Here is a 15,490-nt window from a genome sequence, read left to right on the forward strand (position 1 = left end):
AGAATCAAACTGATTGAGCAATTGCAGTACCGACGGTTGCCAGCCTTGTCGGGTAAAAATCACTATAAAGTCATCGCTACCGAGGTGCCCAATAAAATGTGCATGCCGGCATGCACATTTTATTTAGTTTAAAGGAAGGTATCTGTGGTGATTTAGTGCTGAGCTGTATAAAGCGGTTTTTAGAGGGAGATAAACTCCCTCTAGTAGTTAACGCTAACCTTCAATACGCACATAAGGTTTAAGTCTAGGGACACTATTAAGATTTAACTCTTGAGGAAACTGTGTTTGCCCAGCAATAAGAGCATCAACAGCCAGCTTGATTTTATCCAGCTGTACTAGTGCATTTATTTTGTGTACGAATAATTCAGGTGATAATTCGTCAGCGCTAAGTGAGTTGTTCCATTTAACATACTCCTCTAAAGCTTCTTCACCATAGTTATAGGCATGGATATAGCGGTATGAAACTCGTTGATTATCAGGGTAAATCTTTAAGGCGTGTTGATACAGTGCGTCAGCTTCATCATTCCTATTAAGAGCTGTTAAGGCTAGGTGATGATTATAGAATTGCTCAGTACGTGTTTGGCGGCGCATCAATTTCTCTGACCATGCTAGATAGCCATGTAGTTCTTCTGGCAAACCTAAACCAATCGCTGCTTTTAGTCTAAATACCATGGCGTTAAACTCGTAACGTGTTTGAATTGGTAAGGGATTGCTTACTTTCTCTAAGTAAGTTACATCTACACTGCCAGTACGTTCATAGTCCTTGTTGAGCTTAATACTTTGTAAACCGGAGACCATGAAGATCACCGTGAATAATGGTATTAACACGCCGAATATTTTTGGAGCAAATTTAGCAGGGAAACCTATGACGATGATTTTGCCACTTTCCATAAATGTTTTAGCTAGCACTATACAAAACAAAACCCACAGTATTGATGAGTGATAAAACGGAAGCTCGGTCATGCTATGCAATAAGCTTGGCAATAGAATAGCAAAGTAGAAGAGACCTTTCTGCCAGCCTTTGGTAAACCAAAGTTTTAAGCAGTATCCGGCCAATGTCAGCAATACTAGAATAGGAAGTATTCCGCCTTCGACGGCCCAATAAGCTAGTTCGTTATGAGGGTGAGCAACATTGAAATGATAGCCATCTATAATGTTTTGCTGGTTTAACAGAGCCTGCGCTTCATGATATACCCCATCATATCCGCCATAACCCCAACCAAGTAAAGGTTGTTGTTTAAATAATTCCCAGCTTACTTCTAACATGGTGATTCGGTAGGCTGTTGTAACACCACCTATGGCGTCACGTGCAACTGATTCACCGAGCATTTCGGGAATACTTGAAGCTACTACACCCAGAGCAATGCAGCATAACCATACTCTCAATTCTTTCTTTTTTGAGGTTTTAAATAGATAAGGAGCTAGTAGCGGCAAAATTAAAAACAAGGAGAGGGTAGTGGTTCTTGATCCTGATAAGAAACATACCCAGGCCGCTAGAAAGCTGGTTACAGCCACTAGAGTAAGCTGGGCTTTGGTCGTTATCGCTTTATCAGAAATTAACCATGCAGACGCTAAAGGTCCAAATAAGACAAAGGTACCTAGTACGTTGGGTTGCTGAAAAATTCCGGCCGCACGGGTGGAATTGACATTAAAGCCAACCCAATTACCTTCAGTGAGCAGGTACATCTGAGATAAAGCGTAAGCACTTTCGATTAAGGCCCCCGCGACAATTAGAAACAGCAATAGGTGCCAGTCTTTACGTGTTAGTTCTAACTGCATAAACGCAAAAATAAGCAAAAGGCCCGCGGATAATCCGATTAGTCTATCTAAGGCGAACTCGCCGAACTCAGCATTTGGATAAAACAACGGAATCCAAAGAAGGCCAACACCAGCGAGAAGAACAATTAAAGGTTGGTTGTATCGTAGTTGCTCTGCAGCACTAACTTTAATAAGACCAATGCCAATAAGCACTGAAGCGAACATCCATACTACTAAGTTAAATGGAAGCGCGAGGCCGGTACCACCTTGGTTATGTTGGAAGTAATGCATACCTACAAGCATCATCACGGCAAATACATAAATAAAACAACGTTCTAGTGTCAACTTGGCTGACATATCATTTCCTTTGAAAAATGCGAGCATCAAGTGCCCTTTCAATCACTATTTGTTTAACATTGGCTTTAAGAAGCGAGCGGTATGAGAGCGTTGTTCTTTTACTATATCTTCTGGTGTTCCAGCTATCAGGATTTCTCCTCCGCCTTTACCACCTTCAGGGCCAAGATCTACCACCCAGTCTGCGGTTTTCACCACATCTAAGTTGTGTTCAATTACTACAATGGTGTTTCCGTGGTCGCGTAAGCGGTGAATCACTTCTAACAGCAATTCAATATCGTGGAAGTGCAAACCAGTGGTTGGCTCATCTAATATATACAAGGTTTGGCCGGTGTCTCGTTTGCTGAGTTCTCGAGCCAGTTTTACTCGCTGAGCTTCACCGCCGGATAAGGTGGTCGCTGATTGGCCTAGCTTTATGTACGTTAAACCAACATCAATCAGCGTTTGTAATTTCCTAGCGATCGCTGGCACAGCATCAAAGAATGGGCGAGCTTCTTCAACAGTCATATCCAAGATCTGGTGAATACTTTTACCTTTGTATTTTATCTCTAGTGTTTCGCGGTTGTAGCGTTTGCTTTTACATACATCACAGGGCACATAAACGTCGGGTAAAAAGTGCATTTCAACTTTTATTACGCCGTCACCTTGACACGCTTCACAGCGACCGCCTTTTACGTTAAAGCTAAATCGGCCAGGTTTGTAGCCGCGAGAACGTGATTCTTGAGTCGCAGCAAATAACTCGCGAATGGGTGTGAAAATACCTGTGTAAGTTGCTGGGTTAGAACGAGGTGTTCGGCCAATCGGACTCTGGTCAATATCGACAACTTTGTCGAGCTTGTCTAGGCCCTCAACGGCTTTGTGTGGGGCGATGTCTTCACCGGCGGCACCGTTGAGCTCTTTCTGGGCAATTTTATATAAGGTGTCATTAATTAAGGTAGATTTTCCGCTGCCTGATACGCCTGTAACACAGGTTAACAAGCCTAGTGGAATCGCTAGATCAACGTCTTTGAGGTTATTGCCACTTGCGCCAAGCACCTTTAACCAGTCTTTACCTACAGGATGCCGTTTTGCGGGAACATCTATTGCCTTAACGCCCGACAAATATTGTCCGGTGAGTGAATCGGGGGTGTCTATGACTTGTTGATAAGTACCTTGAGCAACAATTTCGCCACCATGCACACCTGCTCCAGGACCAATATCAACAATATAATCGGCGGCGCGAATGGCATCTTCATCGTGTTCAACCACTATTACGGTATTGCCCAAATCCCGTAGATGATTGAGGGTAGCGAGTAATCTTTCGTTATCACGCTGGTGTAAACCAATCGAAGGTTCATCAAGTACGTACATTACGCCAACAAGGCCCGCCCCAATTTGGCTGGCAAGTCGAATGCGCTGAGCTTCACCGCCTGATAAAGTATCTGCGCTGCGATCTAATGAAAGGTAATCTAGGCCAACGTTAATTAAGAAGTTTAAGCGTTCACAGATTTCCTTGAGAATTTTGTCGGCAATTTGTGCGCGTTGTCCGGTCAGGCTGAGTGAGTCAAAAAACTCCATGGCTTCGCCAATGGATTTACAGCTGACTTCTGGCAGGTTGGTAGTGCCAATAAACACATTTCTGGCTTCTTCGCGTAGGCGACTACCGTTACAGCTTGGACAGTTTTGATTACTAATGAACTTCGCTAGTTCTTCCCGTACGGCATTAGACTCTGTTTCTTTGTAACGGCGACGCATATTGGGGATTATCCCTTCAAAGGGATGTTTGCGCACGGTTACGTCGCCGCGATCATTCATGTACTTAAATTCAATGCTAGTACGACCTGAACCATGCAAAACGACTTTTTGGTGTTTTTCACTGAGTTCTTCAAAGGCAGTTTCTAAGTCGAACTCAAAGTGAGCTGCTAAAGATTTAAGCATTTGGTAATAGTAAAAGTTGCGTTTGTCCCAGCCGCGTATGGCTCCGCCCGACAGGCTCAAACTCGAATTTACGATGACTTTGTTATCATCAAAAAACTGATCTACACCTAAGCCATCACAGGTTTGACAAGCGCCAGCAGGGTTATTAAACGAAAAGATCCGAGGCTCTAGCTCTGTCATGCTGTAACCACATACTGGACAGGCAAAGTTGGCGGAAAATAGCTGGCGGGTTTCACCACTATCCATATCTACCAAAATGGCTGTGCCTTCAGCAAGTTCTAGCGCCGTTTCGAATGACTCGGCTAAGCGTTGAGATAAGTCATCGCTAGCGCGTACTTTAAAACGGTCGATAACCACTTCAATATTGTGTTTTTTATGCAGCTCTAGCTCTGGAGGATCGCTTAAGTCACAGACTTCGCCATCTATTCGTGCACGAATAAAGCCTTGAGCAGCAAGGTTTTCTAGGGTTTTTACATGTTCGCCTTTACGGTCTCGAACAATGGGCGCCAGCAACATCAGTTTGCTGTTCTCTGGCTCTTCAAACACTTTGTCTACCATTTGACTAATGGTTTGTGCAGCCAAGGGTTGATGGTGATGCGGGCAGCGTGGCTCGCCCACTCGCGCATACAATAATCTTAAGTAATCATAAATTTCAGTAATCGTACCAACAGTAGAGCGCGGATTATGTGAGGTAGATTTTTGTTCAATGGAGATTGCCGGAGATAAACCTTCAATATGGTCAACATCGGGCTTTTCCATCAATGACAAAAATTGACGCGCATAAGCTGAAAGAGATTCTACATAACGGCGCTGACCTTCAGCGTAGAGGGTATCAAATGCTAGCGATGACTTCCCCGAACCAGAGAGCCCAGTAATAACAATAAGCTTGTCGCGCGGGAGGGTAAGCGAAATGTTCTTGAGGTTGTGGGTGCGTGCACCTCTAATATCGATACTGTCCATTGTTACCTGATCATTGCTGCAGTAAATCGCCCAGTATTACACATTATTTATTGAAATGCGCCGTTCTGCTGGTGTGGATGAAGTAATAGTAAGGCCGCAATCTTAAGCTGGTTTGCAGCCAAGTGCCTGTGTTAGCATTGCCGGTTCTCAATTGACGAATTTTTTATGGTTATAGCTGTGGAAGAAGGTTTAAATCCTACTGAAAAACGCGGTGCTTATTCGCTTGCGCTGTTGTTTGCTTTGCGCATGGCTGGCTTGTTTATGTTAATGCCGGTTTTGGCTGTGTATGGTCAAGAGTTAAAAGGTTTTTCGCCGCTTTGGGTTGGCTTATCTATTGGCGCTTATGGCTTAACTCAAGCTATGTTTCAAATCCCTATGGGGTGGCTATCGGACCGCATTGGTAGAAAACCGGTTATCTTTTTAGGTTTGAGCATTTTTGCATTAGGCTCAGTGGTGGCCGCTATGGCGGAATCGATTCATGGCGTTGCTATTGGGCGAGCTTTGCAAGGCATGGGGGCAATTGCGAGTACGGTTATGGCGCTGGCCGCAGACTTAAGCCGAGAGACCCAGCGTGCCAAGGTGATGGCGTTTATTGGGGTAAGCATTGGTTTATCTTTTGCAGCATCTTTAGTGCTTGGGCCTATAGTGTCTGCACTGCTAGGTTTATCGGGGTTGTTTTGGTTAATTGCTGGCTTATCGTTAGCGGCTATGTTGGTGGTGCAATTTGCTGTGCCAAATGCTCACTCTAAAGCCCCTAGTGGTGAAGTGAGTGCTAACTCTGCTCAAATGTTCAAACTACTCAAACACCCTCAATTACTGCGTTTAGATTGGGGGGTATTTACGCTACACCTAGTATTGACCGCACTATTTGTGGTGATGCCACTACGTTTGGTGGATGCAGGACTAGAAGCCGCCAGTCATTGGCAAGTGTATTTACCTGCAGTATTAGTGTCGTTCGTATTAATGGTGCCGTTACTTATTATTGCCGCTAAACGTAATCAGCAACGTGGTTACTTTTTGTTTGCAATTAGCTTATTGCTATTGGCTAATGCACTACTGTTAGTTGATGTATCGTCTATTTGGTTGTTAGGCGCAATTTTAGCGATTTTTTTTATCGGCTTTAATTATTTAGAAGCGAGCTTACCTGCGCTTATTTCTAATCTAGCGCCTCCAGGTAATAAAGGCGCTGCTTTAGGGGTGTTTTCTACCAGTCAATTTCTAGGGGCGTTTATTGGCGGTTCTAGTGCTGGAGCCTTGTATATGGCAGCAGGTGCGTATGGAGTAAGCCTGTTTGCTATTGCTTTGCTGCTTATTTGGTTAGTTGTTAGTTTAGGAATGCGTGCGCAAAGTGGCATAAAAAGTTATTCGTTGGCGATATCATCTGCCGACCAACCAGCGAGTTTATTGGCAAAACTGCAGGTATTACCTGGGGTTGTAGAAGCGGTAGTGATTTCCAGTGACCGTACTGTCTACCTCAAAGTGAAAACAAAAGAATTTGAATTGGCTAGAGCATTGGATTTGGTGCGAGCAGCCTAGTATGATAGCGGGTCTTCCTCGCCACAACAGATAGAATATAGGAGCGATATACATGGCCACTCGGGGCATTAATAAAGTAATTTTGGTTGGTAACTTAGGACAAGATCCTGAAGTACGTTTTATGCCAAACGGCGGGGCCGTCGCCAATATTACTATTGCTACTTCAGAAAGCTGGAGAGACAAGCAAAGTGGTGAACAGAAAGAACGCACAGAATGGCACCGCGTAGTGTTGTTTGGCAAACTGGCCGAAGTAGCTGGTGAATATCTTAAAAAAGGTTCACAGGTTTATATTGAAGGCCAATTACAAACGCGTAAGTGGCAAGACCAAAATGGTCAAGACCGCTACTCAACAGAGGTAGTTGTTCAAGGCTTTAATGGCGTAATGCAAATGCTAGGTGGTCGCCAAGGCGGTGGTCAAGGTCAAAGCATGGGTGGAGCGCCACAGCAGCAAAATAACTGGGGTGGCCAACAGCAAGCAGCTCCACAGGCTGCTCCTACCGCACAACAAGGTGGTTTCCAGCAGCAAGCGCCGCAACAACAGGCTGCGCCTCAGCAAGGTGGCTATCAGCAACAAGCTAAGCCTGCTGCTCCGCAACAAGCGCCTCAACAAGCTGCACCACAGTTTAACGAGCCGCCAATGGATTTTGACGACGATATCCCGTTCTAGGCTGCTAAGAGCTAAAAATAAAAAGCCTCAAGAAATTGAGGCTTTTTAGTATCTATAGCTTATTTAGTTGTACTCACTATTTAAGTGAATTGATTAACTGCTTTAGGTGAGTGACTGGAATGGCATAACTAATAGCACTAGGGTCAGCCAGCACTGCCTCTTTAGTCGTTTTCACAAACACCTTGTTAATGATTGCGATTACTGCACCCGTTTCAGGGTGATATAAAGGGCTGCCGCTGTTACCCGGGTAGGCGGTAGCGTCTAATTGATAGATGTTATACGGTGACTTAAGTCTTTTAAGTTGTGCTAAGTTTAGCTCGCTGGCATTTCGGGCGGGTATCACCACTGGCGTTATACTCGAAATAATACCGCGGTGAGTAACGGGGTAAAGTCCCAATACCGCACCAATAGGAAACCCAGTGAAGGCATATAGTTCTCCTTCGCGCACCTTTTTATTAGACAGGCCCATCGCTTTTAGGGCTTTACCTTCAATTTTTAGCAGCGCTAAATCATGTTTCTGATTGCTTGCCACCAAACTGGCTATTCGTATTTCAGGCGAACGACCTTGCCCAACAAATACTACGAGTTTTTCATTCTGCTGTTGATTTAGGCTTTTGGGAATGACATGAGCATTAGTAGCAATTAAATGAGGTCCAACCACAAACCCTGTTCCTCTAAGGTTTGCACGCGGTGAGTTAAGCTTGTTGTAGGTGCCAACGCCAACTACAGAAGGTTTAATTCTTTCTATAGTGTCAGCAAGATCGCTTAACGCGCCAGCGCTAAACATCGATAAAAATGAAGCGATGGCAATAATGAAGGCTAGTTTCATACTATATTCTTCCTTGAGAGACTATTTCATCTTAATTTTTACTCGGTACTAGAGCAAGTTAGTATAAAAGCGACTAGGTTTGTGTAGTGCGTAATACTGTGAAGCGAAAAAGGCCAAATGATGATGAGTTTTAATTACGAAGATGCGTTCTCCAGAAATATTGGCTGGGTTACAGATGCAGAGCAACAGATACTGCGTGGTAAGCGTGTGGCTATGGCTGGAGCCGGGGGCGTGGGTAGTGAACACATAGTGACGTTAGCAAGGTTGGGGGTTGGCAAGTTTCATATCTCTGATTTTGATGAATATGAAGTCCATAACTTTAACCGCCAGGCTGGGGCGTTTATGTCTACGGTGGGCCAAGATAAAGTTAAAGTGATGGAACAAGTTTGCTTGGATATTAATCCAGAAGCGGAAGTGAAGTCTTTCCCTGAAGGTATTTTCGAACATAATGTTGATGAATTTTTAGATGGCATTGATGTATATGTAGATAGCTTAGATTTTTTTGCGCTATCGGCGCGTAAGTTGGTTTTTCAAAAGTGTTTGGAAAAAAATATACCGCTAGTAACCGCAGCTCCTTTGGGTATGGGCTGCGCATTTCTTTGCTTTATGCCGGGAGGAATGACCTATGAAGAGTATTTTCGCTTTGAGGATGCAAGCAGTGAAAATGAGCAATACATTAAATTCTTGATTGGACTTTCGCCCGCTATGTTACAGCGACCATACTTAGTTGACCCTAGTAAAGCGGACTTCCACGCTAAAAAAGGCCCGTCGATGCCTATGGCTGTGAAAATGTGTGGGGGAATTGCCGGCACTTATGTGCTCAAAATATTATTGAATAGAGGTGAGTTAATTACTGCTCCTTACGGTTTGCACTTTGATGCCTACCGAAATCGTTTCAAAAAAACTTGGCGGCCAATGGGTAACCGCAACCCACTGCAGCGTATTGTATTTGGTGTGGCGAAAAAAATAGTATTGAGTGGCGGTGCTTAACTGTGACTTGGTGTCAGTAAGTTTTACAAAATGTTATCTATATTTGTATTAATATAGTTTAAGTTGTTGTAAATATTTGATTTTTAATCTTGGCTTACTTATTGCTTTAAGCCCACCGTTATTTATAAACGATTTTACCAAACGGATGGGTTACATGAACAAACTGAAACATGCTTGCTTAGCAGTTAGCTTAGGATTAGCAAGTATTTCTGCTAGTGCGGAACTGATTACTGAATGGAACTACGCAAATGATGCGGGTTTTAAAGAGTGGAGTTCTCGTGCTGGCCAAGTTGGTATAGACACCGACGGTGCAACACTAGATGATTTTGATGTTCTTTTTGGTGGCGAGCTTCCTAAGAGCTTAGCGTGGGGTGACCCATATGGTGCAGTGAATCCTTTATTGCAAAAGAGTTCTCTTGTGATCGATGATGCTCAGTCTGGCCAAGTAAACACCAGCGCGCCAGGTGATGTAGCATCTTTAGATTTTGTAACAGGCACCGGTCTTACTCACGAAAACTGGGGCGTAACAGGTAATACTTTATCGTCAGCGGTTTTGTTTGATGGTTTGTTCTTGCAGCCTCTAGCACCTTTTGTAGGCCCTGCACTTCCTGCGCCAGTACTTGAATTTGATGTGCTATTTGAAGAAACCTATAACACACCAACAAATAACGTGTGTAAATACGGTGATACTAAAGTAGGTGAGGCGGGTGTTAATGAAGCCGGTTGTTCAGATCTATTCACTTTAGTGTTGGATGACGGCGTTACTTTTTCTGAAGTTGGTGGAGATATCTACCTTCAAAACAGTTTCATATTACCAATCCCTGGTTTTGATGATTATGTTTATACGTTAACGACTCGCTTACAGGGCTTAGAAGTACTAGATGGTTTAGATTGTGGGCCTGATGCTACTTGTATTGGTTTCTTGACTGAAGAAAACCAAACCAACCAACTAGAAGCTGCTTTTGCTATCTCTGCTGCAAAAGTAACAGAGCCAGGCACTTTAGCCATCTTTGGTTTGGGCTTATTAGGTTTGGCATCTGTTCGTCGCCGCGCTTAATCACTGCTAGTGTTTAAAGCAACTGCTGCTAGTAGCAGTAGTTGCTTGTTTTCCTTCCAATACCGCTCCTGCAATAAGAAACTGTACCAAGCTATTTGGTTCCCCTTTACTACAAGTCACCTTTTTATCCTCAAGGCTTATCGTACATTGTTAACGGTTAACTAAACGTTAATGAATTGCTCATGGTTTAACTGACATGCCTGTAAGCAAGCACTTAAAAGCTTTTGGCGAAAACGACGTTAGCCCGTGAAAGTGGCAGTGGAATTAGGGATCCTATGAGTACTTTATTCAATAAATGCTTTAGTTTTTTATGTCAGTAATCTTTACATCAACGTTTTATCAATGGGTTTTGTTTTTGTTAAAATATTGTTTTAAAAGGGTTTTTAAAACTGGCACTTAGATTGCTATGTACAGGTTGTATCTTGAATCGTACTAACCAAATGGATGGGTGACATGAACAAATTAAAACTAACATGCTTGGCAGCTAGCTTAAGTTTTGCAAGCGTTGCTGCAAATTCTGCTCTTATTACTGATTGGGACTATTTAAATGATGCTGGTTTTGACCAGTGGACTTCAGATGCCGGTTCTATTGACCCTACCGGAATTGATGCTTCTGGTGCTACTCGTGACGAATTTGATCCAGTTGGTTTGTTTGGTGGTGAATTACCTAAAACGCTTGAATGGGGTGTACCTTACGGTGCTGAAAACCCAGATTTGAAGAAAAGCGCTTTAGCGATTGAAGAAGCTAAAGAAGGTACTGTTACTACTAGTGTTGTCGACGGTGTTGGTGCATTGGTATTCTCTGAAGGTACTGGTCTTGTACATGAAAACTGGGGCGTTACCGGTGATACTTTAGTTGCGGCTACCTTATTTGATGGTTTGTTCCTAGCGCCTACAGCGCCAGTTGCTTTCCCACTAGCGCCAGCACCAGTACTACAATTTGGTGTTATCTTCGAAGAAACTTATAACACTCCTACGAACGACATCTGTAAGTACGAACCTACCCAACTAGTTGGTGCAGTAGGTATTAACCAAGAAGGTTGTTCAGATTTATTCACTTTAGTGCTAGGCCCAGATGTTACCTACACTGAAGTTGGTGATGATATCTACCTTCAAAACAGCTTTGTATTGCCAATCCCTGGCTACGATGACTACGTATACACGCTTACTACTCGCCTTCAAGGTTTAGAAGTGTTGGGTGATATTGATTGTGGTCCAAATGCTACTTGTATCGGCTTCCTAACAGAAGAAGATAAAACCAATGAATTAAAAGCTGGTTTCGCTATCTCTGCTGCTCAAGTAACAGAGCCAGGCACTTTAGCTATCTTTGGTCTAGGCTTGTTAGGTTTGGCGTCAGTTCGTCGCCGTGCATAATGCTTATTTAAAAGTCGCTAACTATTAGCATTGAATACCCAAAGCGCAGCCTAGTTCTGCGCTTTGTTTTTTTCAAGCCTGCTTTAATTCAATTCATAATTTTTCTAAGGCTTAAGTGTTGTAAATAGATAATTAAACAGCTTAGAGAGCCCGATATGATCCGTAACAAATATGTGAAAAAACTATCCACTATGCCGATTTTGGGGGCAGCTGTAAGAGGTGGGATTTCGATGTTGGTGAAGCGTGAAGCTAAACTTATCGCCGAACATTTTGCTGAGTTCCTCCGCCCCGTTGTTGCCTTTAAACCAGATATAGTTAACGAAGCTTTTAAAATTCGTCACGACGTATATTGCGAAGAACTCAATTTTGAGCCCGTTCGTGATGACGGTATGGAACAAGATGAATTTGACGATTACTCCCGCTTTTGCCTCATTGAACACAAACCTAGTTCTAACTTCGCCGGTTGTGTGCGAATAGTTTCTCCAACGAGTAAAAGTGAATTGTTACCGATTGAAACATTTTGTTCTGAAGCTATTAAAAACGCTAAGGTTCATCCCTCCCAGTTTGACCGAAGCGAGATTTGTGAAATTTCTCGTTTGGCTGTTCGCCCTCAATTTCGCCGTCGTAAGGCTGATAATTTTGAGGGTGCCGCTTCTGGTGCTATTAACGAGCAAACCTATTCTGAGGAAGAGTTACGTTGCTTTCCTTTTTTAGCAATTGGTTTGTATTTGTCCATTGCAGCTCTAGCTGTGCGAGCTGGCACTCACCATGCCTTTGTTATGATGGAGCCTCGATTAGCTCGCAGTATGAGCTTCTTGGGTATTAAGTTTGAGCAATTAGGCCCAGCTGTTGATTACCATGGCCTACGTGCGCCTTACTACATTAGCACTGGCATGTTAACTCGCAGCTTACCTGTTGGTTTTCAGGTATTAATGAATAACATTGATAAAGAAGTAGAGAAAGGGTGTTTGGCTGCACGAAACAATGATGACAATGACGAGTACATCAAGAGAATGTATTCATCGTCTTTTTTTGAACAAAAAAAATCTCCCAACATTTCCATGCGGGAGAATTTTAATTGGTCTGAGTCTAGCGGCCTTTATCTTCCGCGCTAGCCGCACTTAGCAGCTACTTATTCCTACTTTATTTTAGCTGAGCTTCTAGTTCAGCTTTTTTATCTGTAAGTTCAGGTTCTAGGTTCCTGAGGCTGTCCAGTACACCTTTCGCTTTCTTTGTCTGTTGGTCCGCAATGAGTGCTTCTACGTAGTGAAGCGCTATCTCGTTACTGGCTTGCTGTTGATAGCTTTGTTCAAGTGCAACAGTGGCTTGTTGAACTTTGCCCGCTTTTAGCAACATGTAACCGTAGGTATCGGTAACTTGTGGAATGTCGGGCTTTAAAATGTGGGCTTTTTCAGCATACAGTAAAGCTTCAACAGGTTTGCCCATTTCATGATAAACCCAAGCCAAGTTATTTAATGCAATAACGTTCTCAGGTTCTTTTTCAATAATGACGTGATATTGAGCTAACGCTTCGTTTGGCTCAGCTTGCATTTGTAGCTCCGCTAGCTGAAGTTGTAGCGGTTGAGCTGCTTCTTTATGTTGCTCCATAGCTGACTTTATAAAGCTAATTGCCTGATCGATGTTTCCTGCATTTTTATAGGATTTAATCAGTAGATTAGCGGTTTGAGTGCTAGGTTATTTTTTATAAAGTGCATCGAATGTTTCGATTGCTGCTGGCCAGTTTTCTTGTACTAAGTAGATGTAACCTTGTTGTTGCAAAGCTGCTGGCGTTTCAAGCTGAAAAGGTTCAAGTTGATCGAGCGCATCTTGACTGGCGACAGCGTCTCCAGCTTTTAGTTGCAGGACTGAATTTACAAAAATGATCTTTTGATTGGTTTTAAACAGCTTCATTGCTTGGGTACTAAGGCTTACCGCTTCTTTCAGTTTTCCCGCTGCTTCTAAAATATTAATGTTTTTAACGTAGGCCACTAATGACAATGGTGAGTTCTCTAACCATTCTTTAAAAGTGGCTACAGCTTTATCTTGTTGTTCAGCTTGAAGGTATAAATCACCAATTAATTGCCAAACTCTATCGTCTCTTAGCATTGGGTCGATTTTCTCAAAGGTGGTAATTGCCTGGGGAAAATCTTTTTTAAATAAGTAATAGCGCCCTAGTTGCTCAGTCAGCAAGGTCGACTCGGGAGCAGTGGCTAGCTGTTCATCAATTAAGCTTTTTACTTCTTCAATCTTATCAATCTGCGAAGCGTGGCTCATTAAGAACTCAAAGGCTCTTAAGTTTTCAGGCTGCTCAACTTTTACCTCGTAAACTAATTGATAAGCTTTATCAATTTCACCTTTTTGTACATATACCGATGAACTAAATAGTTTAGCCGCTACATCGTTAGGCTGATCTTTGAGGATTGCTTGATAGGCGTTAAGAGCTTCGTCGTAACGCTCTTGTTGCTCTAAAATCGCGCCTTTGAATAACTTAACGCTTTGATCTGCAGGATGCTCTGCAATCCATTGGTTCAGGGCTTTAAGCACTTCTTCCGTATTGCCTTGTTGGTAGCTATAGGTTTGCAATCCTAAAAATGCTTGAGCGTGGTTAGGTTGCTCAGCGAGTACTTCATTGAGAATTTCTATACCATCGAGATCATTTTGCTTTAACTTAAGTAAACCAAGTTTAGCTTTTTCTGCTAAACCACCAGATTGAGCCGCTTTCTCAGCAATTTGAATGGCTTCCTCGGTTCTGCCTAAGCGGTTTAATTGCAAACTTACCGTGCTTAAAAAGTCGCTATCTTGTGCTGCGGCAATAGAGGGTTGGTTGAGTTGGTTAAACGCGCTATCTAGCTGGCCTATTCGAAACTGAGTTGTTACATATAGCCGTTGCGCTAACGCATTGTTGGGATCTTTGTTGATCACTCTTTCTAACTGAGTAAGGGCTTGTTCATACTTTTGCAACTTATAAGCTGAAATGCCGGCCACAATTTGGGTAGCGGTGTTGTGTGAACCATTTTGTAGCGCTTTGGTTGATAGCTCAAAAGCAGCATCGAAGTCTTCTGCCTGAAAGCGAATGTAAGCTTTTAACTGGTTACTTAACATATGGTTAGGTGCAACCTTAAGAATATTATTCAAATAAGGTTCAGCTTCATCAAATTGTTTGTTTTTAACCATCGCTTGGGCTAAGTACAAAGTAAATTGAACCGCTTCTGGTGCCAGTTCTACGGCTTTTTGGTAGGCCAGTACTGCGGTTGTGTTATCATCGGCTAGAGAAGCTAAATGACCTTTAAGTAACCATACATCGGTATTATTGGGTGCTTCTTCACTTAACTGATTAATGGTTTCGTTAGCACTCGCCAGTTGTTGGTCTGCTGCGGAAATACTGGCTTTCACCATTTTGGAGTAAGTGCCTTCAATGCCTAACTCTTGCGCTTGGCTTAAGGTGGTTCTCGCTTGATCAATTTGTCCGTTTCTAAATAGTGCTAAAGCATGAATAGCCAGTAATTCAGTTTCTGTTTCTAGTTTGAAAGGACGGTTATCTGACAGCAGGCTACCTATTTCATCGGGTTGACCTTGATTTAGGTAAGTTCTGGCCAAAAGCGGAATGACTTGCTCTTTTTCTGCATTGAGTTCTAAAGCGCGATTTAGTTCTTTTTCGGCAGCTAAATAGTTGCCGCGTTCTAAATATATTTCGCCAAGCGTTAAACGAGCTTGAGCCAAGGCCGCATCTTTTTTAATGGCATTTTTTAATTCGATGATAGCGGCGTTTTGATTGTTCTCAGCTAGATAGCCAGACGCCTTAGATAAATGCTGTTCTGCAGAATCCCCACCGCACGCAGTTAATGCCATGGTTAAGGCTGTGGCAGCCAGAATTTTCTTCATTCCAAACCTATGATTGCTCATATTATTCCCTGTTTGTTGGATTGATAAATTACGTTAAAATCATACAGCTTAATTAAGCTTATGTCCTACTTTGTGGGGTGATTTGTTGCTATCTGAAGGAAGGCTCTTACTTTCTGTTTCAATATGCGGTTTAATTAGCATTAGA

General features: G+C 42.9%; 11 protein-coding genes. 6 read left to right on the forward strand and 5 right to left on the reverse strand.

Features of this window, described 5'->3' with window-relative positions; translation table 11 throughout:
• Positions 1 to 213 precede the first annotated feature (213 nt).
• Positions 214 to 2,115: a PglL family O-oligosaccharyltransferase gene (locus Q4592_RS08290; RefSeq protein ID WP_303511875.1), complete on the reverse strand. Its 1,902-nt coding sequence runs from the start codon at positions 2,113 to 2,115 to the stop codon at positions 214 to 216.
• A 45-nt stretch (positions 2,116 to 2,160) separates the two neighbouring features.
• Positions 2,161 to 4,989, reverse strand: coding sequence for an excinuclease ABC subunit UvrA (uvrA, locus tag Q4592_RS08295; RefSeq protein WP_303511877.1), 2,829 nt, complete (start codon positions 4,987 to 4,989; stop codon positions 2,161 to 2,163).
• 165 nt (positions 4,990 to 5,154) lie between these two features.
• Between uvrA and Q4592_RS08300 the strand changes: the two genes are divergently transcribed.
• Positions 5,155 to 6,525 (forward strand): MFS transporter, encoded by a 1,371-nt coding sequence (locus Q4592_RS08300; RefSeq protein WP_303511879.1) that lies wholly within the window; start codon positions 5,155 to 5,157, stop codon positions 6,523 to 6,525.
• A gap of 52 nt (positions 6,526 to 6,577) precedes the next feature.
• Entirely contained in the window at positions 6,578 to 7,192 is a 615-nt protein-coding gene (locus Q4592_RS08305) for a single-stranded DNA-binding protein (RefSeq protein WP_137675451.1), read from the forward strand.
• Between the two features lie 76 nt (positions 7,193 to 7,268).
• Here Q4592_RS08305 and Q4592_RS08310 read toward each other — a convergent pair whose 3' ends face one another.
• Positions 7,269 to 8,021: a serine protease gene (locus Q4592_RS08310; protein WP_303511883.1), complete on the reverse strand. Its 753-nt coding sequence runs from the start codon at positions 8,019 to 8,021 to the stop codon at positions 7,269 to 7,271.
• 120 nt (positions 8,022 to 8,141) lie between these two features.
• Between Q4592_RS08310 and Q4592_RS08315 the strand changes: the two genes are divergently transcribed.
• The 4 genes from Q4592_RS08315 (at position 8,142) to Q4592_RS08330 (ending at position 12,557) form a co-directional block, all read left to right on the forward strand.
• Positions 8,142 to 9,011, forward strand: coding sequence for a ThiF family adenylyltransferase (locus Q4592_RS08315; protein WP_303512481.1), 870 nt, complete (start codon positions 8,142 to 8,144; stop codon positions 9,009 to 9,011).
• A 154-nt stretch (positions 9,012 to 9,165) separates the two neighbouring features.
• The gene (locus Q4592_RS08320) at positions 9,166 to 10,068 is read left to right on the forward strand and encodes a THxN family PEP-CTERM protein (protein WP_137673912.1); all 903 of its coding nucleotides are present in this window, start codon (positions 9,166 to 9,168) and stop codon (positions 10,066 to 10,068) included.
• 453 nt (positions 10,069 to 10,521) lie between these two features.
• A complete protein-coding gene (locus tag Q4592_RS08325) occupies positions 10,522 to 11,442 on the forward strand; it encodes a THxN family PEP-CTERM protein (protein ID WP_303511886.1) in 921 nt (306 codons plus the stop codon).
• A 155-nt stretch (positions 11,443 to 11,597) separates the two neighbouring features.
• Positions 11,598 to 12,557, forward strand: coding sequence for a PEP-CTERM/exosortase system-associated acyltransferase (locus Q4592_RS08330; RefSeq protein WP_303511887.1), 960 nt, complete (start codon positions 11,598 to 11,600; stop codon positions 12,555 to 12,557).
• A 28-nt stretch (positions 12,558 to 12,585) separates the two neighbouring features.
• Here Q4592_RS08330 and Q4592_RS08335 read toward each other — a convergent pair whose 3' ends face one another.
• Together Q4592_RS08335 and prsT are read right to left on the reverse strand one after the other, a co-directional pair.
• Entirely contained in the window at positions 12,586 to 13,050 is a 465-nt protein-coding gene (locus Q4592_RS08335) for a tetratricopeptide repeat protein (RefSeq protein ID WP_303511888.1), read from the reverse strand.
• Between the two features lie 87 nt (positions 13,051 to 13,137).
• Positions 13,138 to 15,345 (reverse strand): XrtA/PEP-CTERM system TPR-repeat protein PrsT, encoded by a 2,208-nt coding sequence (gene prsT / locus Q4592_RS08340; RefSeq protein ID WP_303511890.1) that lies wholly within the window; start codon positions 15,343 to 15,345, stop codon positions 13,138 to 13,140.
• Positions 15,346 to 15,490 lie beyond the last annotated feature (145 nt).

Source organism: Agarivorans sp. 1_MG-2023 (assembly GCF_030548385.1).
In the GTDB taxonomy this organism is placed as follows: Bacteria; Pseudomonadota; Gammaproteobacteria; order Enterobacterales; family Celerinatantimonadaceae; genus Agarivorans.

What these genes read in the sequence shown, in the direction of transcription:
- Q4592_RS08335 (WP_303511888.1), bottom strand. Translation starts at nt 13,050, where the DNA reads ATGGAGCAACATAAAGAAGCAGCTCAACCGCTACAACTTCAGCTAGCG.
- Q4592_RS08330 (WP_303511887.1), top strand. Translation starts at nt 11,598, where the DNA reads ATGATCCGTAACAAATATGTGAAAAAACTATCCACTATGCCGATTTTG.
- uvrA (WP_303511877.1), bottom strand. Translation starts at nt 4,989, where the DNA reads ATGGACAGTATCGATATTAGAGGTGCACGCACCCACAACCTCAAGAAC.
- Q4592_RS08325 (WP_303511886.1), top strand. Translation starts at nt 10,522, where the DNA reads ATGAACAAATTAAAACTAACATGCTTGGCAGCTAGCTTAAGTTTTGCA.
- Q4592_RS08300 (WP_303511879.1), top strand. Translation starts at nt 5,155, where the DNA reads ATGGTTATAGCTGTGGAAGAAGGTTTAAATCCTACTGAAAAACGCGGT.
- Q4592_RS08290 (WP_303511875.1), bottom strand. Translation starts at nt 2,115, where the DNA reads ATGTCAGCCAAGTTGACACTAGAACGTTGTTTTATTTATGTATTTGCC.
- Q4592_RS08305 (WP_137675451.1), top strand. Translation starts at nt 6,578, where the DNA reads ATGGCCACTCGGGGCATTAATAAAGTAATTTTGGTTGGTAACTTAGGA.
- Q4592_RS08310 (WP_303511883.1), bottom strand. Translation starts at nt 8,021, where the DNA reads ATGAAACTAGCCTTCATTATTGCCATCGCTTCATTTTTATCGATGTTT.
- prsT (WP_303511890.1), bottom strand. Translation starts at nt 15,345, where the DNA reads ATGAGCAATCATAGGTTTGGAATGAAGAAAATTCTGGCTGCCACAGCC.
- Q4592_RS08320 (WP_137673912.1), top strand. Translation starts at nt 9,166, where the DNA reads ATGAACAAACTGAAACATGCTTGCTTAGCAGTTAGCTTAGGATTAGCA.
- Q4592_RS08315 (WP_303512481.1), top strand. Translation starts at nt 8,142, where the DNA reads ATGATGAGTTTTAATTACGAAGATGCGTTCTCCAGAAATATTGGCTGG.